Genomic DNA, 22727 nt, shown 5'->3' with positions numbered 1-22727 from the left:
TCCCGTACGGAAAGAAACGGAGCCGCACCATGGCCGAGCCGAGCCGGCTCGCGGAGGATCCTCAGCTCCTGCTGCTGCACGCGGCCGGTCTCGGCCGGGCGAGCTGGGACGCCGTCGTCGAACGCATCCCGGGCTTCGCCCGGACCCTCGCGATCGATCTGCCCGGTCATGGCAGCGTGCCGGGGCTCGCGTACGACCGGGACGTCGTGCCGAGGCTCGCCGAGTACGTCGCGGAGCGGATCGCCGCGCTGGGGCTGCGCAGGCCGCACGTGGTCGGGCACTCGCTCGGCGGGGTGATCGCGCTCGAACTGGCGCGTCGGGTGCCCGTCGCGGCGGTGACCGCCCTGTGCAGCATCGGGTTCCGGGCGGTCTGCCACGCCTCGATGTGCGTGGTGCGGACCCACGCGATCCTGCGGATGACCGCCGCGGTGGGGCCGAGGACGCGGGGGCGGCTGCTCAACCGGGGGGTGGTCCGCAGGATGGTCATGGGCAGCGTGTCGGCCCGGCCCGCCGCCCTCCGGCCGGACGTGGCCGCCGCCGACGTGAACTCGATGATCACCAGCGACCTGTCCGCCCTGAGCCGGTACGCGGGGCTCTACTCGTTCCGCGCCGACGCCACCGACACGACGCCGGTGAACCTCGTCTGGGCCGACCAGGACCGCGTGGTCCCGCTGCGCGACGCGCTGCGGGCCCGGCGGGTGCTCCCGAGGGCGCAGCACTACGTCATTCCCGGCAGCGGTCACTTCGTCGTACGCGACGACCCGCACAGCGCCGCTGCCGTCATCCACGCCTGTCACGCCCAGGTGCTGTGGGAGAGGCAGGCCGAGACTCGCAGAGGAGTTCGCGGAAATGTGAACCCACAGCGCGGTAATTGAGCAGGCAATTCGGCCCCGCACATCTGTCGGGGCGGGAACTGTTGACCGACCGGACGCGACTACTGAGGTACGCGGAGCCCGGGACCACCGCTCAGAGGAGTGCGAATGAAAATCACCCCGCAGGCTGGAAAGAAGTTCGGCGTGATCGTGGAGGGTTTCGACGCGGAAACCGCCTCGCCGGAGGACATCGTCGAGCTGAAGAAGGCCATCTACTCGAACAAGATCGTCGTGCTGAAGAACCAGGACCTGTCGCCGCGGCAGTTCCTGGCGCTCGGCCAGCGGCTGGGCCGGGTCGCGGAGTACTACGAGCCGGTCTACCACCACCCCGAGGTGAAGGAGGTGTTCGTCTCCTCCAACGTCAAGGAGGAGGACGGCCGCCAGATCGGGGTGCCGAAGACCGGCAAGTTCTGGCACTCGGACTACCAGTTCATGCCGCGTCCGTTCGACATCACCATGATCTACCCGCAGGTCGTGCCGTCGAAGAACCGGGGCACCTACTTCATCAACCTGGCGACCGCCTACGAGCAGCTCTCCGAGGAGCTGAAGCTGGCCGTCAAGGACAAGACGGCGACGCACAGCGTGCTGCGGTACTTCAAGATCCGGCCGACCGACGTCTACCGGCCGATCTCGGAGATCATCGACGAGGTCAACGCGAAGACCCCGCCGGTGACGAGCCCGCTCGCGTTCCCGCACCCGCACACGGACGAGACCCTGCTCTACCTGAGCGAGGGCTTCACGCTGTCGGTGCAGGACGCGGACGGCAACGACCGGCCGGAACTGCTGGCCGAGCTGCTCACGGCCACCGGCCAGCTCGACCGCACCTACGAGCACGAGAACATCCACCTCCAGACGTTCGAGAAGGGCGACATGCTCCTCTGGGACAACCAGAGCCTGGTCCACCGGGCGCTGCACACCGCGACGCCGGAGCCGGCCGTGTCCTACCGCGTCACCGTCTACGACGACGTGGACGCCGCCTAGTCCCGCACGGACGTTCGATCCGCGGTGGGATCCGACGGCGTCGACCGTCGGATCCCACCGGTGTCCACATCGCACGAGGTCGAGAGGCATGACGTGGCAGGTCAGTTGACGGCGGCGACGATCAGGGCGGACGTCGCCGAGATGCTCCACCGTCGCCCGGACGAGAGTTTCGACGCGGAGGATCTGTTCGACTGCGGCCTGGACTCGGTGCGGCTGATGACGCTCATCGAGCGGTGGCGCGACGCCGGCGCCGAGGTCAGCTTCGTCGATCTGGCCGAGCGGCCGACGGTGGAGCACTGGGTGAAGCTGCTGGTGGGCGGCGATGGCTGAGCCGCTGCCGCTGGGCGCCGCCCAGGAGGGCATCTGGACCGGTCAGCAGTTCGACCCGGACAGCCCCGCCTTCAACACCGCCGAGTACGTGGAGATCCGCGGCCCGGTCGACGTGCGGCTGCTGGAGGCGGCCGTGCGCGGGGCCGTCGGCGAGGCCGAGGCACTGAACGTGGTGTTCGAGGAGGACGCCGACGGGCGCCCGTGGCAACGCCCCCGCGACGACGGGTCGTGGCCGCTGCACACCATCGACACCAGCGCCGAGGCGGACCCGCTCGCCGCCGCGACGGCCTGGATGCGCGCGGACCTCGACACCCCCGTCGACCTGCGCAAGGACCCGCTGTTCCGGCAGGCGTTCGTCCGGCTCGGCCCGGACCACCTCCTGTGGTACCAGCGGGTGCACCACATCGCCCTGGACGGGTACGGGCTGTCCCTGGTCGCCCGCCGGGTCGCCGAGCTCTACACCGCCCTCGTCGAGGGGCGTGAACGCCCGCCCCGGACGTTCGGGTCGCTGGCCGCCGTGGTCGACGAGGACCGGGCCTACGCCGCCTCGGACAGGTACGCCGCCGCCCGCGAGCACTGGACGTCCCGGGCGCAGGGCAGGCCGGCGCCGGTGGTGCTCGCCCGCCGCACGGGGAAGCTGGCGCGGACGGTGCTGCGCGCCACCGCGGACCTCGACGCCGCCGGCATCGACGCGTTGAAGGCGGTCGCGAAGGCCACCGGAACGACGTGGAGCGAGACCGTCATCGCGGCCTTCGCGGCGTACCTGCACCGGATGACCGGCGCGGACGAGCTGACGCTCGCGCTGCCGGTCATGTCGCGGCTCGGCTCGGTGTCGCTGCGGGTGCCGTGCATGGTCACCAACGTCGTGCCGCTGTGGGTCCGCGTCGAGCCCACCGCCACGCTGGCGGGCCTCACCGCGCAGGTCGCGGCGGAGCTGCGGGCCGGGCGCCCGCACCTGCGCTACCGCTACGAGCAACTGCGCCGCGACCTGCGGATGGTCGCCAGCGAGCGCAAGCTGTTCGGCCCGTCGGTCAACATCATGCCGTTCGACTACGGCCTGCGCTTCGCCGGGCACCGGGGCGTCGTGCACAACGTCAGCGCCGGGCTCGTCGAGGACCTGGTGGTCCACGTGTACGACCGGGCGGACGGCAGCGGACTGCGGATCGTCCTCGACGCCAACCCGAACTGCTACGACGACGAGGAGCTCACCGGTCACCTGACCCGGTTCCTGGCCTTCCTGCGCCGCGTGACCGACGCCGCCGACACTCCTGTCGCCGACGTCGACCTGCTCCTCGACGGCGAGCGCCGGCTCCTCCTGGAGGAGTGGAACGACACGGCCCGGCCCCTGCCGGCGGTGACCGTACCCGCGCTGTTCGCGGCACAGGCCGCCGCGACGCCGGACCGTACGGCGCTGGTGGCCGGCGACGCCACGCTGACCTTCGCCGAACTCGACCGCCGCGCCGACCGCCTCGCCCACCTGCTCGTTGCCCGGGGGGCCGGCCCCGACCGGCACGTGGGGCTCCTGCTGCCCCGCACCTCCGAGGCGATCGTGGCGCTGCTCGCCGTGCTCAAGGCCGGCGCCGCGTACGTGCCCGTCGACCCGGACCTGCCCGCCCGGCGGGTCGCGGCGATGCTCGCCGACAGCGCACCGGTCGTGCTGCTCGCCACCGAGGCGCTGTGGGCCGGGCACCGGCAGTCGGAGGTACCGGTCCTGCTCGTGGACGCCCCCGCGACCGTCGCGGAGCTGGCCGGGGCGCCCGACGCGCCCGTACCGGACACCGGCCTCGCGCCGGAGCACGCGGCCTGCCTCATCTACACGTCCGGCTCCACCGGCGTGCCGAAGGGCGTCGTCGTCGAGCACCGTGGTCTGGTCAACCTCTTCCACCACCACCGCGACACGATGATCCGGCCGGCGGCCGCCGGCCGGGTGTGCCGGGCCGCGCTGTCCGCGTCGCTGTCGTTCGACACGTCGTGGGAGGGCCTGCTGTGGCTGCTCGACGGCCACGAGCTGCACTTCGTCGACGACGACCGGCGCCGGGACCCCGCCGCGATGCTCGACTACGTCGACCGGCACCAGATCGACTTCATGGACATCACCCCCACGTACGCCGAGGAGCTGGTGGCGAACGGCTTCCTCGACGCCGGCCGGCACCGGCCCGCCGTGCTCGCGCTCGGCGGCGAGGCCACCGGCCCGGCGCTCTGGACGGCCCTGCGCGACGCCGGCACGACCGTCTACAACCTGTACGGCCCCACCGAGTGCACCGTCGACACCCTCTGGTGCCGGCTCTCCGAGAGCGCCGAGCCGATCGTGGGCAGGCCGCTGACCAACACCAGGGCGTACGTGCTGGACCCGGCGCGCGGGCTCGTGCCGCCCGGCACGGTGGGCGAGCTGTACTTCGCCGGGGCGCCGGTCGCCCGCGGCTACCACGACCGTCCGGAGCAGACCGCGGAGCGGTTCGTGACGGATCCCTTCGGGCCCCCGGGCAGCCGGATGTACCGCACCGGCGACCTCGCCCGCTGGCGGCGCGACGGCACCCTGGAGTTCCTCGGCCGCGCGGACGACCAGGTCAAGATCCGGGGCTTCCGCATCGAGCCGGGGGAGATCGAGGCGGTCCTGCTGGCCCACCCCGCGGTCGCCCAGGCGGCGGTGGTGCCCCGCGAGGACGCGCCCGGTCAGGTGCGGCTCGTCGGCTACGTCGTGCCGGTGGGCGACGCCGCGCCGGAGCCCGCCGCGCTGCGGCAGTTCGTGGCGGAGCGGCTGCCCGACTACATGGTGCCGCCCGCGTTCGTCGCGCTGGAGGCGATCCCGCGTACCACGAACGGCAAGCTCGACCGCGCGGCGCTGCCCGCGCCGGACCTGGCCGCGACGGTCGGCGGCCGCGCGCCCCGCGACCACCGCGAGGCGGTGCTGTGCGGTCTCTTCGCCGACCTGCTCGGCCTGCCGGAGGTCGGCATCGACGACGACTTCTTCTCGCTCGGCGGGCACTCCCTGCTCGTCGCCCGGCTGATGGGCCGGGTACGCGCCGAGTTCGGCGTGGAGATCAGCATCCGGACGGTGTTCGAGGCGCCGACCGTCGCGAAGCTCGCGCCGGCGCTCGCCACGGACACCGGCGGCGGCTCGACGGAGGTGCTGCTCCCGCTGCGGACGCGGGGGAGCGGGCCGCCGCTGTTCTGCGTCGCGCCGGCGACCGGGCTGGCGTGGTCGTACGCCGCGCTGCTGGCGAGCCTGCCCGACCGCCCGGTGTACGGACTCCAGTCGGTCACCGCCGCCGGGTGCGCGAGCGTCGCCGACCTGGCCGCCGACCACGTGCGCCGCATCCGTGAGATCCAGCCCGCCGGGCCCTACCACCTGCTCGGCGCCTCGTTCGGCGGCCTGGTGGCCCACGAGATGGCCACGCAGCTCGCGGAGGCCGGCGAGGCGGTGGCCCTGCTCGCGCTGCTCGACTCGTATCCGGTGCCGGCCGCCTGGCGGGACCTGCCGCCGCCCGCCGAGCACGCCGCGGCCGCCGCAGTGCTCGGCCAGGCCGTGCTCGGCGGCCTCGACGAGACGCAGCGTCGCCTCGCGTACGACGCCTTCGCGCGCAACTCGCGGCTCGCCGCCGGCTGGACGCCCCGGCGCCTCGGCGGCGACGTGCTGGTCATCGAGGCGACCGACGGCAAGACACCGGACTGGCCCGGCCCGCGGAGCTGGGAGCCACACGTCGACGGGCGCATCGACGTGCACCGGCTGGACTGCACCCACGACGGCATGCTCGCCGCCGGTCCCCTGGCGCGGGTCGGCGCCGTACTCGCACCTGTCGGCGACCTTCGGAGGGCAACATGAGCGAACGGCGTGAGTGGCTCGGACTCGGCGCGGTTCTCGCCGCGACGTTCATGACCCAGGTGGACGGCTTCGTCGTCAACGTGGCCAGCCCGTCCATCCAGCGCGACCTCGACGCGGGCTTCGACCAGATCCAGTTCGTCGGCGCCGCGTACGTGATCGCCTTCGGGGCCCTGATGGTCACCGGCGCGCGGCTCGGCGACCGGATGGGCCACCGCACGGTGTTCCTCTGGGGCGTCGCCGGCTTCACGGTGACCTCGTTGCTGTGCGGCATCGCGCCGGACGCCGACCTGCTCATCGTGGCCCGCTTCCTGCAGGGCGCCACGGCGGCGTTCATGGCACCCCAGGTGCTCGCGATCATCCGGGCCACGATGCAGGACCCGGACCGGCTGGCGAGGGCCATCAGCGTCTACGGCGTGGTCATCGGCCTGGGCGTGATCAGCGGCATCGCGGGCGGCGGTCTCATCGTCGAGGCCGACCTCTTCGGCCTCGGCTGGCGGCCGGCGCTGCTCATCAACGTGCCCGTCGGGATCGCGATCCTGGCGCTGGGCGGGATCCTTCCGCGTACCGTGCCGAAGGCGCCGCACCGCCTCGACCTCGCGGGCGCGGCGCTCACCATCGTGGCGGCCCCCGCCCTGCTCGTGCCCCTGGTCTTCGGGACGGACGGCTCGCCGTGGCTGTGGCTCGGCGTGCCGCTCGCCCTCGTCCTGGCCGTCGTGCTGGTGCGCCAGCAGCGGCGCCTGCACCGCGAGGGCGGCGAGCCGCTGTTCCCGCCGCGGGTCGTCACCGCCCCCGGGATGCGGCTGTCCCTGCTGACGGTGCTGGCGCTGTTCGCCACGAACTCGGGGCTCTTCCTCGTGTTCACCTACTACCTGCAGACGGGGCTGCGCTTCACGCCGCTCACGGCGGCGCTGATGTTCGTACCGCTCGGGATCGGCTTCTCGCTGGGCTCCGCGGCGAGCCGCCGGGTGGCACGCCTGGTCTCGGCGCCGACCCCGGCCGTGGGCTGCGGCCTGCTCGCCGCCGTCCTGCTGGCCAGCGCGGCCGTCGTCCAGGCGCCCGAGTCCGCGCAGGCGCCCATGCTCGTCGCGGTGGTCACGCTGGCCGGCTTCGGGCAGGGCCTGGTCGTCTCACCCCTGGTGGCCGGGATCCTCGGCCGGGTCAGGCCCGCCGAGGCGGGCGCGGCGTCCGGCATGGCGACCACCGTGACGCAGTTCGGCCTGGCGCTCGGGGTCGCGGTCGCGGGGGTCTGCTACCGCACCGTGCTCGGCGCGACGCCCGGCGACCCCGACGTGCCCTTCGCCGACCACGCGACGGCCTTCGCGGTCACCGCGCTCCTGCTCGCGGCCTCCGCGATCTGCGCCGGCCTGGTCAGTGTCCGTCTGCACCACCTGCCCAAGCCCGCGGCCGCGGCAGCGGAACCGGAAGAGGCGGCGGCGCCGTCGCCCGTCGCCACGTCAACTGCTCGGAGGACCGGATGAAACTCAAGCGACTCCCCCTCGCGGCGGCCATCGCCGCCCTGCTTCTCACGACGGCCTGCTCGACGGCCAAGAGCGAGGCCGGCCAGTCGGACGACCCGCCGAAGGCGGGCTACCCGGTGACGATCACCAACTGCGGCAAGAAGTACACCTACCAGCAGGCGCCGAGCCGCGTGGTCGTGATGAACGGCGGGTCGGTCGCGGAGGTCTCCGCGCTGCTGGAGCTCGGCGTCGCCGACCGGATCGTCGCCAACGCGCAGTCCTACGGCGCCTCCGAGGTCGACGGCCGGGTCGACGCGATCAAGAAGCTGCCGACGGGCAACATCAAGCTCAACGACATGTCGGACATCCCGCGCGAGGCCATGATCGGGCTGACGCCCGACTTCGTGATCTCCACGTACGACGGCGGCTTCCGCGCCGAGGCGGGCTTCGCCACCCGCGACGACCTCGCGGCCGTCGGGGCCAACACGTACGCCCCGAAGAGCTCGTGCGGCGAGGTCGGCACGGTCTCCGGCACGCCGACCGTCGAGGACAGCTACGCGCTGCTGCGCGACCTCGGGGCCATCTTCGGGGTGTCCGAGCGCGCCGAGAAGATCATCGCCGACTCGAAGGCGCGCATCGCCGAGGTCGGGACGAAGACCGCGAGCCTGCCGAAGCAGAAGGTCATGCTGATCATCCCCGGCATGGCGATGGGCGGTGAGTTCAGCTCGGTCGGCGGCAACGGGATCTGGAACGACATCATGGCCAAGTCCGGTGCGGTGAACGCCTTCGAGGGCGCCACCGACCAGATGTTCGCCAACCTCTCCCGCGAGCAGGTCGCCAAGGCCGACGTGGACGTCCTGCTCGTCGTGAACTACATGTCGAAGGATCCGGACGCGGACGCGAAGAAGCTGCTCGCCCAGTTCCCGCAGTGGGACGCGGCGAAGAACAACCGCTACGTCGTGTTGTCCGACTCGATCTACCTCGGCCCCAGCAACCACCTCGCGGTCGCCAAGATCGCGCAGGCCGCGCACCCCGAGGCGTTCTGAGCGCCATGACCACCTTGTCGCGTTCCACGAACGACCGGGTGTCGGCCGCGCCGAAGCGCCCCGCCACCCGGCCGGCCCCCCTGCACGGCGCGCCCCTGCCGCTGTGCCTGCTCGTGCTCGGCGTACTGCTGGTCGTCCTGATCCTCGTCGCGGCGGCCGTCGGCTCGGTGCCGGTCTCCATCGGCGACACCGGCCGGATCGTCTGGGCGCACCTGACCGGGGCGACCCCCGCCGTGGACCCGGCCCACGACCAGATCGTCTGGACCTTCCGGATCCCGCGGGTGCTGCTGGCCGCGCTGTGCGGCGCCGGGCTCGCGGTCGCGGGCGTCGTGTTGCAGGCCCTCGTGGCCAACCCGCTCGCCGACCCCTTCATCCTCGGGGTGTCGGCGGGCGGCTCGGTCGGCGCCGTCACCGTGATGGCGCTGGGCGCCGGCGCGGCCGGCGGACTCGGGGTGTCGGGCGCGGCGTTCGTCGGCGCGATGCTGGCGGTGGCGCTGGTCTTCACCCTCGGGCAGCAGCACGGCCGGCTCAACCCGGTCCGGCTCGTGCTCGCGGGCGTCGCGATCAGCTACGTGTTCACCTCGATCACGAGCCTGCTCCAGTTGCAGACGACGCCCAACAACATGCGCCAGATCATGTTCTGGCTGCTCGGCAGCGTCGCGGGCGCCCGCTGGGAGCAACTCCAGGTCGCGGGCGTGGTCGTCCTCGCGGTGACCGTGCTGCTGACCATGTACGCCCGGCAGTTCAACGCGCTCGTCACCGGCGACGAGTCGGCGACCGCCCTCGGGATCGACGTCAAGCGGCTGCGGATCGTGTCGATCGTCCTGACGTCGCTGCTCGCGGGCGTGCTCATCGCCGTGGCCGGCGGCATCGGCTTCGTCGGGCTGATGGTGCCCCACCTGGTGCGGCTCGCGTTCGGCGTGGACCACCGCCGGGTGCTGCCCCTCGCGGCCCTCGTCGGCGCGGTCTACCTCGTGATCGTCGACCTGCTGTGCCGGACGGTCGACCCGCCGAACGAGTTGCCCCTCAACATCCTGACCGCCCTCTTCGGCGCACCGTTCTTCATCTGGCTGATGCGCCGGGATAGGAGCCTGTCCCACTCATGAAGCTTCAGGTGCAGCAGGTGTGCGTCTCCATCGGTGGTACGCCGATCCTCCGCGACGTCAGCATGGAGGTCGCGCCCGGCGAGGTCGTCGGCCTGATCGGCCCCAACGGCAGCGGCAAGTCCACGCTCCTGCGGACCATCTACCGGTCGGTCCGGCCCGCCGGCGGGCAGGTGCTGCTCGGCGACGAGGACGTCTGGTCGCTGTCGGCGCGGGCGGCCGCGCGGCGGACCGCCGCCGTGTTGCAGAACAGCCCCACCCCGCCGGGCCTGACCGTGCGGGAGGTCGCCGCGTTGGGCCGGACCCCGCACAAGGGGGTGTTCGACCGCGAGACGGCCGACGACAACGACATCGTCGCCGACGCACTGGAGCGCACCGGCATGCTGGGGCACGCGGACCGGATCTACGGCTCGCTGTCCGGCGGCGAGCGGCAGCGGGTGCTGCTCGCCCGGGCGCTGGCCCAGCAGCCGCAGCTCCTGGTGCTCGACGAGCCGACCAACCACCTGGACATCCGGGCCCGGTTCGAGCTGTTGGAACTGGTGCACACGCTGGCCGTCACCACGCTGGCGGTGCTGCACGACCTGGACCTCGCGGTGCGCAGCTGCGACCGCCTCGTCGTGCTGGACCGCGGTGAGGTGGTCGCGTCGGGGCCGGTGCTGGAGGCGCTCACGCCCCAGGTGCTGTCCGAGGTCTTCGGGGTCACCGCCGAGACGGAACGTCACGACGACGGGGTCGTCCGCGTCACGTACGGTGCCCGGCCGCTGGCCAAGACGGGCTGAGCCGGGTGCGGCGGACATGCCCACCGCCCGGCCGGACCCGGCCGGGCGGCGCCCCGTCGGGCGGGCGGCGCGCCCCGGGCGGGCGGCCCTCGTCGGGCGCGTGCCCGACGCCGCCTTCCCCGCGCCCGTGCGCCGCGCGGTCCCCGGGACGCCCGGCACGCTGGCCGAACGGTTCCATCGAATTCTGGTTCCCGGCGATGAGGCCGGCTGGACTGCCACTGGAATCCGTTCTTCTCGGCATCCCGCATGGTTACCGTGAATTCATGTCGGAGCCACTGGAAGAAAGCGCGGTCACGGCTCTGGCCCTGGCCGTCGGGCGCGGCGACCGTTCCGCGGCGGATCCTCTCGTGCGCAGCACGCAGCGTGACGTCTGGCGATTCCTGGTCTACCTGGTGGGGCACGCCGACGCCGAGGACCTGACGCAGGAGACGTTCGTCCGCGCGCTGGGCAGCGCGCACCTGTTCACCGGGCGCCACCACGCACGGTCCTGGCTGCTGGCCATCGCGCGGCACGTGGCCGCCGACCACTTCCGCGCCGCCGCGAGCCGGCCCCGGATCGTGTCCAACCAGGACTGGCAGGCCACCGCGGAGCGTTCCGCGGCCCACCACCTGCCCGGCCCGGACGACACGGTCGCGCTCAACCTCGCGGTACGCACGCTGCCCGCGGCCCGCCGCGACGCGTTCGTGCTCACCCAGGTCGTCGGCCTCGGCTACGCGGAGGCGGCCGAGTTGTGCGGCTGTCCCGTCGGCACGATCCGCTCCCGCGTCGCGCGGGCCCGCCGCGACCTCGTGTCGCTCCTGGCACCGGCCCCGCGGCGGCGTCCGGCGCTGCCCCGGTAGGCCCTCGCCACCGCGCGGCGGCCCCCGCGTCAAATGTCCCTACTAGAGGATATGACGTGACGGTGGCAAATGTTCCCTAGCATCGATTAGGACCCTTTCGCGCTGCGGCGGCCAGGGGTGGACGGCTTGACGGCCGTCATTTTTTTGTGGAAAGGTCGACCCTCAAGGGGGAAGGTGTCCGTAAGGGCACATCGCAATTCGGGGCCGGGAATCCGTCAAAAACGTTTGCGTTGCGTAACAACTCTGTGGGGTGCGACGCCTGTCGGCGTCCGATCGGCCGCACCGGGTTCTTGCGCGGGTCGACGAGGCACTCCCGCCCTCGGGTCGATCACTGGGGAGTGTGTCGTGGTTGTTGGATCGACGCCCGCTACCGGGCATCGCGGCTGGCGGGGGGCCGGCCACACCGGGTACGGGGCCAGTTGGCCTCTGGGCGTACGCCGGCTGCGCTAGAGCAAACGAGAGCGCTGCTGCCGTGAACCTCTCCGTCACACCAGGGCGCTCATCATCGCGAGGGGCCGCGCCGCTACCGGCGCCCCGTCTCGCGATGGGCGTCGTCACCGCCGTCTTCGCAAGCATCAGTCTCATCGGCTTCATCCACGTCATGTTCCTGCCGGTCGGTCCGGTGGCCATCGCGCTGTCGTTCACGTGCATCGCCGTCCTGATGGCGATGCAGTTGCTGTGGTACGGCCGGGACAACGGACGCCTGCGCACGCCGCTGGGCTACGGCGTCCTCGCCACCCAGGCCGCGCTGGTCTACCTGCCGATCCTGACCTTCGGGCAGGCGTGGGTCGGCATGCCGGGCTTCCTGGCGGGCAGCGTGCTGCTCGTGCTACGGGCGGTCACGGCGTGGGTGACCTTCGTCCTCATCGTCGCCTCGATGGCCGTCGCCCAGTGGATCTTCACCCGCGCGCCGATCGACATGCTCTACACCGCGATCTCCACCGTCACGACGGGGCTCGTGGTGTACGGGTTGTCCCGGCTGACCGCCCTCGTCGTCGAGGTGCAGGAGAGCCGTGCGGAGATCGCCCGCATGGCGGTGCTGCGGGAGCGACTGCGGTTCGCCCGCGACCTGCACGACCTGCTCGGCTACAGCCTGTCCGCCATCTCGCTCAAGATCGAGCTGGTGCACCGGCTGATGGAGAAGTCACCGCAGGAGGCGAGCGACCAGCTGCTGGAGATCCTGGAGATATCGCGGGTCGCGCTCTCCGACGCGCGGACCGTCGCCAGTGGCTACCGCGAACTGTCGCTGGAGGAGGAGTGCCGGTCCGCCGTGTCCGTGCTGTCCGCCGCGGACATCCAGGTGCGGCTGGACAGCGACCACCTGGACCTGCCGGTCCAGGTGAGCACGGTGCTCGCCACGGTGCTGCGGGAGGGGGTGACCAACATCCTGCGGCACAGCAAGGCCAAGCGCTGCGACATCACCATCCGGCAGACGCAGGACGACGCCTGGATCGAGATCGTGAACGACGACCTGGCCGTCGGGCCGCCCAGGGATCCGGGCAGCGGTCGGAACGGGCTGCGCAACCTGTGCGTACGCGCCGAGGAGATCGGCGGCTCGCTGACGGTCGACCAGCAGCCGGACCAGTTCCGGCTCTGCGCCAGGGTGCCCCTGCGGCTGGAGCGCCACGGGGCGACCCGGTCACAACCAGCCGGCCTCCCGGGCGACCCGGATGGCGTCGACGCGGTTGCGCGCGGAGAGCTTGTTGACGATCGTGGTCAGGTAGTTGCGGACGGTGCCGACTGACAGGAACATCTGCGCCGCGATGTCGACGGCCTGGAGTCCCTCCGCCGTGAGGCGGAGGACTTCGGTCTCGCGCGACGTGAGGGGGCACTCGGCGCTGTCCCAGGCGGACATCGCGAGCTGGCTGTCGACGACCCGGCGGCCGGCGGCGACGCTGCGGATGGCGTCGACCAGCTGCTCGGTGGGGGCGTCCTTCAGCAGGAAGCCGGTCGCCTTCGCGGACAACGCCCGGCGCAGGGTGCCCGGTCGGCCGAGCGCGGTCAGGACCAGGGTGCGGATCTCCGGCAGGTGGGCCTGGATGTCGGCGATGGCGGAGAGCCCGTCCTTGCCCGGCAGGTCGATGTCGATCACGGCGACGTCGGGCCGGAACCGCCGCGCCATGGGGAGGATCTCCGTGCCCGAGGCGACCGCGGCGACGACCTCGATGTCCGGCTCCAGGTTGAGCAACGCGACCAGCGCATCGCGGACCATGTGCATGTCCTCGGCCAACAACACCTTGATCAACTTGGCATCCCCTGTCGGGCCGGCGCAATTAACCCCGTTCTATCACGCGCCCGCACACATCCTGAATGCTGTTTTCGTGCCCGCCCGCGAAGTGTCGCCGAGCCATTTGCCGACGGTCGATCGGACCATTCACATTCCGTGCACGCCCAGGTACTCGTCGTTACAGGACATGTCGTTTTCGGGTAGTCCGATGGCGAATTCGCCGACTCCGACCTCCGCCGGCCAGTCGAGCCCGAACGCCGATGCGGAGACCCTGGCGTCGCCCATGGTCAGGGCGCACGTGGCGAGCCCGAGCATCGTGGCGACGAGGCAGAGCGTCTGCTGGAGCATGCCGACGTGCTTCAGGGTGGTGGCGTAGGAGATGCTGTCGTACACCCAGGAGAGCCTGCCCACCCGCGCGGTCATGGTGATCAGCACCGGCGGGGGCCGCCGGCCCCCGACGGACACCCGGGCGTTGTCGAGCATCTCGTCGATGTCCGCCGGACTGGCGTTGACGAGGGTCAGCGCGTGCTCGACCGGGCTGTAGTGGTAGATCCCGCGCCGCAGGTCCGGGCAGCGGTCCACCGTCAGGTACAACTCCAGCTCGTACAGCGAACCCGCGCTTGGATACGGCCGTCGCGTCACCGTGTACCGCACGTTGTCGGGAGCCGTGGCCACCGTCTGCATCCGGACCCGCGCCGCGTGGAACAGCAGTTCCCCGAGTTCGCGGGTCGACGGCGCCGCCTCGGCGAACGTGCGGGTGGACCGGCGCCGGTCGACGGCCTCGGTGAGCGTCATCCCGTGCGGAACCGAGACAGGCGGCCGGTACATCGGGATCCGCGGCCCGGCGGGGGCCGGCTTGACGGCGGCCGGGGGCGGCAGGGCCGCGACGTGACGGAACGTCGCGCCGGCGGGGTCGTCGTGCGTGCCGAGCCTGCTGCGCGAGTGGAACAGCAGGTCGTACGGCGACCACATCGCCAGCGTGGGGTCGGAGTCCTCGGGGAACCGCGACGTGCCGGCCGCACCGACGACGACCATGCCCGCGCCGACCAGGTAGGCGACGACGTCGGCCACCCCGGGGAGCGCCAGGTCGACCCGCCGCGCCACCTCGACGACGGTGGTCGCGCGGGGGAGCGCGCCGAGCACCAGCGACACCTGCGGCCGGTGCAGCACCACCCGGTGGTGCGACAGCGGGGACTCGAGCACCAGCTCGCCGTCCCGCTGGTGGGCGAACGCGAAACGGGACAGCCTGACCGGCTGGTCCTCGGCGACCTCCGGCAGCTCGAACACCCCCAGCGGGGACACCGGCTGGACGGACAGCAGCGGCACCGGCGAGTCCCGCGAGCCGAGCGAGCGGACTATCCGGCCGGGCAGCCGGTCGAGGAGCGACCGGAGGGCGCGCCCGTCCAGCCCGGCGACGTTGCCGAGCGCGACCGGCCCGTAGGTCATGCGGTGCAGGACCTCCTCGACGGCGGGCGCGGGGCGGCCCACCGGGACGTCGCCCCAGCGGGTGAGGATGGTCAGACTGCCGTCCTCAGCCGTCTCGATGGTCACGTCGTCCCGGAAGGACCACAGCGACAGGCTCGGTCCGGGGCGGGACGTGTCGGCGTCGGATGGCAACCTGGCTCCTCGACGGGCGTGGCTGGGGCCACGTGCACCCCGCTCTACACGAAAAGTGGTATCGGGTTGAGGTTCTCGTACTCCGTGGGGCGGTCGAGCCTGCCGAGCTGCACCGGGACGTCGAACAGTCTGCCCGGCGCGAACCTCGCCCAGAAGCCGCGCATCCCCGGCACGATGGCCTTCACGACGGGGAGCCCGACGTCCGGGCGGGTCTGGTCGAGCACGAGCACGTCGAGTCCCAGTGCCTCCAACCTGTGCTGCACCGAGCGGACGTCGGCCAGCAGATCGTCCGTCGGGGTGTGGCGGTAGTCGGCGAGCCGGCGCGCCGGCACCGCCGGATCGGGCCGCAGGTAGGCGTCCCCGGCCCAGGTGGCGGTGCGCCACCACCGTACGGCGTCCGGATCGGACCAGCCGTACCCGCCGTCGTCGTCGCCGCCGACCTCCGCCACGGTCGGCATCAACTGGTTCATCTCGGTGAGCGCGCGGACCAGCGCCGCCCGCGGGTCGGGGTGGGTGCCGAAGCCGAACATGATGTCCTCGCACCGCTTGTCGGTGCGCCGGGACAGCGCGGCCATGGTGGGGATCCCGACGTCCGACGACACGTCCAGCACCCACACCTCGCGGTGCAGGCCCGCGTAGACCTCCCGCAGCTCGTCGATCCAGCGGTCGCGGAAGCTGTCCAGGTCGACCGCCGGGGCCTGGGTGCGGTTGTACCACCAGAGGGCCACCGCGTCGCGCTCCACGACCTCCAGCAGGCCCTGGAGCAGCGCGTCCTCCAGGCTGCTGCCGGCGGCGTTGCCGTTGGAGTCCGCGCACAGCGACATGCCGCCGTGCTGCTCCGGCACGTTGAAGTAGAGCATCGAGGTGGGCAGCAGGCGGTGCCGCTGCTCGGTGAGCGACCACACCGGGGTCCAGCTCGTCACGGCCGCGTCGTCGAACGGCGCGCACACGTACTGGAACGGCGAGCAGGTGGCGTTCCAGCGGTCGCGGTCGGCGTACTGCCGCTCGTCGAACAGCAGGCAGTCGTCGGGATGGACGGCGGTGTCGGCCAGCTCGGCGTAGCTGCCGGTGACCCGGGCCTCGTCGCCGTGGAAGTACGCGCTGTGCCGCTCGATGGCCTCGCACAGCGCGCTCACCTCGGCGTGCACGGGGGTCACGCCCTTGCCGCCGTTCTCGGCCCGCAGCGCGAAACGCATCTGCTCGGCGTTCCTGCGGGTGGTCATCGCGAGATTCGGGCCGGAGCGGAACGAGTTGAAGAAGGCCGGGCCCCGCCCGTCGCGGGTGATCTCCTTGACCACGCCGCTGACCGGGCTCACCAGGTGCCCGTAGTCGCGCAGCACCTGCTCCGGCGGCAGGGCGCGGTGGCTGCCGCCGCTGCGGGACGCCTTCGGCCGGCTGCGCAGCGGCACGGGGCGGAACGCCCGGTCCCGCTCGATGCCGGGGTCGCCGCACTCGGGGCACTGCGGCCGGGCGCGCACCTCGTGGTGGGCGCCGCGCAGGGTGACGCTGTCCAACGTCCACACCGCGCGCTGCCCGTCGTGCCGGAGCCCGGCCGTCCACTTCGCGGCCTCCAACGCCACCAGGTGCAGGGCGGCGGCGCCGAGCGGGGGCAGCGACACCGGCGGGGTGCCGATCTCCGTGCCGGGGCCGACGACGGCGCGCAGGCGCGTCTCGGCCTGGCGGTGGCCGCGCAGCCGGTGCCCCAGGCAGTGCCAGCACCCCGTCGCGGCGACGGGGTCGAACACGGGCCCCACCCACACCTGTGCGCCGCCCGGCTTCGCGAGGAGCCAGGGCCGGCGGGCCGCGCGATGCGCGGCGTCGACGGCAGCCAACCCCTCGTCGAGGTAGTCCTCACAGAGCACAATCGATAAGTCGGCGGGCGGGGCCGAAAAGTTCCCGGACACCGGCGTCACCGTCAACCCGGCCGCGCGCAGCGCGTCTGTCGCCGCCACGGCATCCTCCGCACGGCCGCCGACGCGGACGAGGTCGACCCGGGCGGCGGCGGTGGCCCGTACGGCGGCGGTGGGGTCCAGACCCGCCGCCTCCCAGTACGCGAGCGCGGGCTCGTCGGCCTCCGCCTCCCGCGCCGGCCGCAGCGTCACCAGGCCGGCGTCGACGAGCCGCCGGACCACCGTGCCGATCTCGGCAGGTGACATCCCGGCCGGACTGTCCCGGACGAGTTCCGTCAGGTCGCGGGTGCCGTCGAGCAGTGGGGCCAGGGCCTCGACGTGCGCCCCGCTGACCGAGGTCGCTCCGCGCTCGGAGAGCAGGTAGACCGCGTCACCGCGTACCACATGGGCCCGCAGGTGCCGCTTGAACCCGACGCGCAGCTGTGCATCCCCACCCGACATGGTTGCTCCCTGCTCGACCAGTGCCGCTCCAGCGACACTCCAGCGTGCCTCCAGCCAGCCTCGCGGCAGCGCAGGCTGCGGACAAGTGCCGCGGTCACATGCTGCCCCCTCGTTTGGTCATGCCCGTCCATGACGCGGTCACTATCGGCTCGACCTTCGCTTGGAATAGCGTGGAAGCCTGTCCTGACTCCCCCTGGTCGGAATCGTCGCTCCCGTCACGGAACCAGTACGCCGACACGCTCGTCGGCGGTGGAAAGTGCGGTGGATCCGACTGATAGCGAGGTCGGCGAAATGATTACCAAGTTTGCGGAACTGGGATCGATGTCGCACGAGGAGAAACTGACGCTCCTCGCCGCGTTGCTGGAGTCGGCGGCCGAACCCGCGACGGAAGTCCGGCGCCCCGAGCCGCCGCCGGTCGTGCCGCCCCGGCACCCGGCGGGGAACCCGCTCGCCGGGCTGCGGTTCGAACTGCTCGGCCCGCTCGTCATCCGGCACGACGGGGTCGACATCGCACCGAGCGCACCGAAGCTGCGGCTGGTCCTGTCCGCGTTGCTGTTCAACGTGAACCAGCCGGTCGGCGCGTCGGTGCTCGTCCGGGAGCTGTGGAGCACGGGGGCGCCCCGCACCGCCCACGCCACCCTCCAGACGTACATGTTCAAGGTGCGCAAGCTCTTCCGCGGCGTGCTCGGCGGCTCCGTCGAGGACATCGCACGCGACGTCCTGCTCACCTGCTCCGGGGGCTACACGCTGCGGGCGGACCCGAAGCAGCTCGACATCGTCGAGTTCGACGAGCTGGTCACGGCGGGCACCGCGGCGATGCACGCGGGCGACTACGAACAGGCGGGCGCGCACCTGCGCCGGTCGCTGGCGCTCTGGCGCGGCAACGTCGTGCACCAGGGCCAGTGGGGCCCGCAACTGCGCGCCCAGGCCGCGCGGCTCGAGGAGCGGCGGTTCTACGCGTACACCACCAGGATCGACGCCGACCTCTGCCTGGGCCGGCACCGGGAGGCGACCTCCGAGCTCGCGTCGCTGGTCGTGGAGCACCCGCTGCACGAGTCGGCGCACACGATGCTGATGCTCGCGCTGCACCGGTCGGGGCGCACGCCGGCGGCGCTGGAGGTCTACCTGCGGTTCCGGCGGCGGATGATGAACGAACTCGGCATCGAGCCCTCGGAGCGGATCCAGGCGCTGCACCTGGCGCTGCTGTCGACCGACCCGCTGCTCGCGGACCTGTCGCTCACCTCCGACATGCTGCTGGACCGGCTCGTCGGCCGGGTCCGCCACGGGCGTCGGCTGAGTTCTTCCGCTGTTACCGGCTGATGGGCCGGCCGCGATTACCTTCAATTTCGCACTCGTGCGCAAAGGAGGAATAGCAATGACCACATCGCCGGTGAAGAACAGTGCGCCTATCGGGCGTACGACATTTGCCAACGACCCGGGACTGCTTTCGGACGTGCTGCGCCCGTACGCGAGGCCGAAGACCCAGTACCTGAAGTCCGCGACGGTCACCGTCGCCAACGGGCTGGCGAGCGCGGAGGGCGAGTTCGCCATCCCGTACCCGTGCTACATCGACGACACCGGTCACCTCAACTCGGTCGAGGTGAACATCTGCTTCAACCAGCTCATGTACTACCTGATCGCCAAGTGCGTCCAGGACCGGGCGGTGCCCGCGCTGGCCGCGTGGACGATGGAGGACTACTGGGCCAAGCAGCTGCCGGACATGCTCATCGCGAACTTCACCAGCAGGTTCCGCCGGCCGATCGACTCGTCGTCGTTCCACGGCGAGGTCTCCTTCGCCGAGTTCAGCGAGCGCAACCGCAGCAAGCCGGTGCAGATCATCGACATGCCGTGGCGCTTCTGGGACACCCAGGGTGGCGTCGCCGACGGCGAGGTACGGATGGCGCTGGTCAACCCGCCCGGCATGCGTTTCCAGGCCGACGCGGCGTGAGCCGCCCCCACCCGTACGTCCCCTGAGGAGGACCCCGGTGACTGTTCAGTTGCGCACCCTCGTCGACGTGGTGCGCAGGCACGCCGTCCAGCAGCCGGACGTCGTCGCCATGGTCTGCGAGGGCCGGCGCGTCGACTACGCCACCCTGCACCGCGTCAGCAACCAGGTCGCGCGCGCCCTCCAGGCGGCGGGCCTGCGCCCCGGTGACCGCATCGCCTACCTGGGCAGGGAGTCCGAGCACTACTACGAGCTGCTCTTCGGCGCCGCGAAGACGGGCGTGGTGCTGGTGCCGATCAACTGGCGGCTGGCCGCCGGCGAGGTCGAGCACATCCTGCGCGACTCGGGCGCGGCCCTGCTCTTCGTCGACTCGGACTCGGCCGCCGTCGCCGAGAAGCTGGCGGCGGAACTGCCGACGCTGACCGGGGTGGTCGCGCTCGACGAGCCGGGTGCCGCCGGGGCCGGCTTCACCGCCTGGGTGTCGGCGCAACCGGACGCGAACGTGCTGGCCAGGGTCACCCCCGACACGCCGCTGGTGCAGATGTACACCAGCGGCACGACGGGCCTGCCGAAGGGCGTCGTCCTCGCGCACCGCAGCTTCTTCGCGGTACGCCAGGCGCTCGCCTCGGCGGAGCTGGACTGGATCGACTGGCGCGAGGGCGACGTCAGCCTCGTCGGCATGGCCGGTTTCCACATCGGCGGCCTGTGGTGGGCGACGCAGGGCTTCGTGTCGGGCGTGACGAACGTGGTGATGCGCGAGTTCACCACGGCGGGCGCGGTCGAGCTGATCAGGACGCTGCGCGTCACCACCGCCTGCCTGGTGCCCGCGATGCTGCGGCTGCTGCTGGCGGAGCCCGGCGTGTCGAAGGAGGACTTCACCTCGCTGCGCAAGGTGGTCTACGGCGGCGCGCCCATCTCGGCGGCGCTGCTGGCCCGCTGCGTCGAGGGCTTCGGCTGCGAGTTCGCCCAGATCTACGGCCTGACCGAGACCGGCAACACGGCCATCTGCCTGCCCCCGGCCGACCACACGCCGGACAGCGGCCGGATGCAGGCGGCGGGGCGCCCCTACCCGGGTTTCGAGGTCAAGATCGCCGACAGCCGGGGCGAGCCGCTGCCGCCCGGCGAGATCGGCGAGGTCTGGCTGCGTACGCCGGCGGCGATGGTCGAGTACTGGAACCTGCCCGAGGCCACGGCGAAGACGCTCGTCGACGGCTGGGTGGTCACCGGCGACGCGGGCGTGCTGGACGAGGACGGCTACCTGTTCATCCGGGACCGGATCAAGGACATGATCATCGTGGCGGGGGAGAACGTCTACCCGGCGGAGGTCGAGCACGTCATCGGGCGCCACCCGCTGGTCGCCGAGTCGGCCGTCGTGGGCGTGCCGGACGAGCGCTGGGGCGAGGCCGTGCACGCGTTCGTGGTGCCGGTGGAGGGGCAGCAGCTCACCGAGAGCGACCTCGCCCTGCACCTGCGCGGCAAGCTCGCCGCCTTCAAGCAGCCCCTGCACTACGAGTTCATCGACCGGGTGCCGCGCAACCCCAGCGGCAAGATCCTGCGCCGCGAGCTGCGCGAGCGATTCTGGCAGGGTCACGAGCGCAGGGTGAGCTGATCGCGATGACCGCCGAGCGCGAATGCCGCGCCCCGCTGCACCGGCTGCCCCGGCCGGCAGGGTGGCGCGGCACCACGCTGCTCGACACCACGCCGCTCGACGCCCTCGCCGAGGTCGCCGCCATCCACCGCACGACGATCGCGGCGCCCGGCGGGACCGGACGCCGCGAACCCGTGGCGCGGGGCGTCGCAGACCACGCGCGGGTCGTGGGCGGCCCCGACCGCGCACCCGACCCCGGCGTGGTCGCCGAGGTCGTCCGCCCGGAGGACACCCGGGCCCGTCCCGTGTCCGCGCTCGCCGCCGGCCCCGCCCGGCGGCGCGGTGCGCACGGGCGCATCCCGCTCTAGCACACGATCCCCCACCGGTCCGCCCTTGGAGTGACGTCGATGCCCGACAACGAGGAAAAGCTGCTCGACTACCTCAGGCGGACGACAGCGGAGCTGCGCGAGACGCGGCGGAAGCTGCGTGACGCGGAGGAGGCCGCGCACGAGCCCATCGCGATCGTCGGCATGGCGTGCCGGTATCCGGGGGGCGTGCGTACGCCGGAGGACCTGTGGGACCTGGTCGCCGCCGGACGCGACGGGATCGGCGGCTTCCCCACGGACCGGGGCTGGAACGTGGGGGAGCTGTACGACCCGACCCCGGGCACGCCGGGCCGGTCGTACACCCGCGAGGGTGGCTTCCTGCCCGACGCCGCGGACTTCGACGCCGAGTTCTTCGGGATCAGCCCGCGCGAGGCGTTGACCACGGACCCGCAGCAGCGGCTGCTGCTGGAGACCTCGTGGGAGGCGTTGGAGAACGCGGGCATCGACCCGGTGGGGCTGCGGGGCAGTGCCACCGGCGTCTTCGCCGGGATGATGTACCACGACTACACGGGCAACAGCTCCACGGGCTCGATCGCCTCGGGCCGGGTGGCGTACACGTTCGGGCTGGAGGGGCCGGCGGTCACCGTCGACACCGCCTGCTCGTCGTCGCTGGTCGCCCTGCACCTCGCCGGGCAGGCGCTGCGCAACGGCGAGTGCACGCTGGCGCTGGCCGGCGGCGTGACGGTGATGGCGACGCCGGAGACGTTCATCGAGTTCTCCCGGCAGCGCGGGCTGTCGCCGGACGGCCGCTGCAAGTCCTTCGCCGCCGCCGCCGACGGGACCGGCTGGTCCGAGGGCGTCGGCGTGCTCGTGCTGGAGCGGCTGTCGGACGCGCGGCGCAACGGCCACCGCGTGCTGGCGGTGGTCCGGGGCACGGCCGTCAACTCCGACGGGGCCTCGAACGGCCTGACCGCCCCGAACGGGCCGGCGCAGCAGCGGGTGATCCGGGCCGCGCTGGCCAACGCGCGGCTGTCGGCGAGCCAGGTCGACGTGGTCGAGGCGCACGGCACGGGCACCGTCCTGGGCGACCCGATCGAGGCGCAGGCGATCCTGGCCACCTACGGGCGGGACCGGGACCGGCCGCTGTGGCTGGGGTCGATCAAGTCGAACATCGGTCACACCCAGGCCGCGGCCGGCGTCGCCGGGCTGATCAAGATGGTGGGCGCGCTGCGGCACGGGCTGCTGCCGCGCACCCTGCACGTCGACGAGCCGTCCCCGAAGGTCGACTGGTCGGCGGGGGCGGTGTCGCTGCTGACCGAGCCGGTGGCGTGGCCCGCCGGCGACCGCCCGCGTCGTGCCGCCGTGTCGTCGTTCGGCATCAGCGGCACCAACGCGCACGTGGTGCTGGAGGAGCCCGAGCCGGCCGAGGCCCCCGAGCCGGTC

Annotated in this window: 18 protein-coding genes; 15 read left to right on the top strand and 3 right to left on the bottom strand. The window is 72.5% G+C overall.

What is annotated here, in order from left to right:
* Window positions 1-29: 29 nt before the first annotated feature.
* The 10 genes from AB0B83_RS22195 (at window position 30) to AB0B83_RS22150 (ending at window position 12974) form a co-directional block, all read left to right on the top strand.
* Entirely contained in the window at window positions 30-875 is an 846-nt protein-coding gene (locus AB0B83_RS22195; RefSeq protein ID WP_357579768.1) for an alpha/beta fold hydrolase, read from the top strand.
* Window positions 876-980: 105 nt separating this feature from the next.
* Window positions 981-1853, top strand: coding sequence for a TauD/TfdA family dioxygenase (locus AB0B83_RS22190; RefSeq protein WP_132240686.1), 873 nt, complete (start codon window positions 981-983; stop codon window positions 1851-1853).
* Window positions 1854-1877: 24 nt separating this feature from the next.
* Window positions 1878-2183: a phosphopantetheine-binding protein gene (locus AB0B83_RS22185; protein WP_357579767.1), complete on the top strand. Its 306-nt coding sequence runs from the start codon at window positions 1878-1880 to the stop codon at window positions 2181-2183.
* Window positions 2176-6006: an amino acid adenylation domain-containing protein gene (locus AB0B83_RS22180; RefSeq protein ID WP_357579766.1), complete on the top strand. Its 3831-nt coding sequence runs from the start codon at window positions 2176-2178 to the stop codon at window positions 6004-6006. Before AB0B83_RS22185 ends, AB0B83_RS22180 begins: the two co-directional genes overlap by 8 nt.
* Window positions 6003-7484 carry an MFS transporter gene (locus AB0B83_RS22175; RefSeq protein ID WP_357579765.1) on the top strand — a complete coding sequence of 494 codons (1482 nt, stop codon included), beginning with the start codon at window positions 6003-6005 and terminating at the stop codon, window positions 7482-7484. Before AB0B83_RS22180 ends, AB0B83_RS22175 begins: the two co-directional genes overlap by 4 nt.
* Window positions 7481-8509, top strand: a complete 1029-nt coding sequence (locus AB0B83_RS22170; RefSeq protein ID WP_357579764.1) for an ABC transporter substrate-binding protein — start codon at window positions 7481-7483, stop codon at window positions 8507-8509. Before AB0B83_RS22175 ends, AB0B83_RS22170 begins: the two co-directional genes overlap by 4 nt.
* Before the next feature lie 5 nt (window positions 8510-8514).
* Window positions 8515-9615 carry an iron ABC transporter permease gene (locus AB0B83_RS22165; protein WP_357579763.1) on the top strand — a complete coding sequence of 367 codons (1101 nt, stop codon included), beginning with the start codon at window positions 8515-8517 and terminating at the stop codon, window positions 9613-9615.
* The gene (locus tag AB0B83_RS22160) at window positions 9612-10391 is read left to right on the top strand and encodes an ABC transporter ATP-binding protein (RefSeq protein ID WP_357579762.1); all 780 of its coding nucleotides are present in this window, start codon (window positions 9612-9614) and stop codon (window positions 10389-10391) included. The genes AB0B83_RS22165 and AB0B83_RS22160 overlap by 4 nt, the downstream gene beginning before the upstream one ends.
* Before the next feature lie 263 nt (window positions 10392-10654).
* Window positions 10655-11230, top strand: coding sequence for a sigma-70 family RNA polymerase sigma factor (locus AB0B83_RS22155; protein WP_357579761.1), 576 nt, complete (start codon window positions 10655-10657; stop codon window positions 11228-11230).
* Window positions 11231-11774: 544 nt separating this feature from the next.
* The gene (locus tag AB0B83_RS22150; RefSeq protein WP_357579760.1) at window positions 11775-12974 is read left to right on the top strand and encodes a histidine kinase; all 1200 of its coding nucleotides are present in this window, start codon (window positions 11775-11777) and stop codon (window positions 12972-12974) included.
* Here AB0B83_RS22150 and AB0B83_RS22145 read toward each other — a convergent pair.
* The 3 genes from AB0B83_RS22145 to AB0B83_RS22135 all read right to left on the bottom strand — a co-directional run bounded on the left by AB0B83_RS22145 (window position 12870) and on the right by AB0B83_RS22135 (window position 17425).
* A complete protein-coding gene (locus AB0B83_RS22145) occupies window positions 12870-13475 on the bottom strand; it encodes a response regulator transcription factor (protein ID WP_357579759.1) in 606 nt (201 codons plus the stop codon). The two genes, AB0B83_RS22150 and AB0B83_RS22145, sit on opposite strands and share 105 nt — an antisense overlap.
* Window positions 13476-13604: 129 nt before the next feature.
* On the bottom strand, window positions 13605-15074 hold the full coding sequence (locus tag AB0B83_RS22140; protein WP_357579758.1) for a SagB family peptide dehydrogenase: 1470 nt from the start codon (window positions 15072-15074) through the stop codon (window positions 13605-13607).
* A 44-nt stretch (window positions 15075-15118) separates the two neighbouring features.
* Window positions 15119-17425, bottom strand: coding sequence for a TOMM precursor leader peptide-binding protein (locus AB0B83_RS22135; RefSeq protein ID WP_357579757.1), 2307 nt, complete (start codon window positions 17423-17425; stop codon window positions 15119-15121).
* 291 nt (window positions 17426-17716) lie between these two features.
* Between AB0B83_RS22135 and AB0B83_RS22130 the strand changes: the two genes are divergently transcribed.
* The 5 genes from AB0B83_RS22130 to AB0B83_RS22110 form a co-directional block, all read left to right on the top strand.
* Window positions 17717-18745 carry an AfsR/SARP family transcriptional regulator gene (locus AB0B83_RS22130; RefSeq protein WP_165947957.1) on the top strand — a complete coding sequence of 343 codons (1029 nt, stop codon included), beginning with the start codon at window positions 17717-17719 and terminating at the stop codon, window positions 18743-18745.
* Between the two features lie 55 nt (window positions 18746-18800).
* Window positions 18801-19373 (top strand): FcoT family thioesterase, encoded by a 573-nt coding sequence (locus tag AB0B83_RS22125; RefSeq protein ID WP_357579756.1) that lies wholly within the window; start codon window positions 18801-18803, stop codon window positions 19371-19373.
* Window positions 19374-19410: 37 nt separating this feature from the next.
* On the top strand, window positions 19411-20979 hold the full coding sequence (locus AB0B83_RS22120; RefSeq protein ID WP_357579755.1) for a fatty acid--CoA ligase: 1569 nt from the start codon (window positions 19411-19413) through the stop codon (window positions 20977-20979).
* A gap of 5 nt (window positions 20980-20984) precedes the next feature.
* A complete protein-coding gene (locus tag AB0B83_RS22115) occupies window positions 20985-21326 on the top strand; it encodes a hypothetical protein (RefSeq protein WP_357579754.1) in 342 nt (113 codons plus the stop codon).
* A gap of 39 nt (window positions 21327-21365) precedes the next feature.
* The coding region (locus AB0B83_RS22110) for a beta-ketoacyl synthase N-terminal-like domain-containing protein (protein ID WP_357579753.1) at window positions 21366-22727 on the top strand (1362 nt) is incomplete at its 3' end.

This window comes from Micromonospora sp. NPDC049060 (genome assembly GCF_040649055.1).
GTDB lineage: Bacteria > Actinomycetota > Actinomycetes > Mycobacteriales > Micromonosporaceae > Micromonospora > Micromonospora reichwaldensis.
Note: the sequence above shows the minus strand (reverse complement) of the source record. Positions and strands in the feature narration are given on the sequence as shown.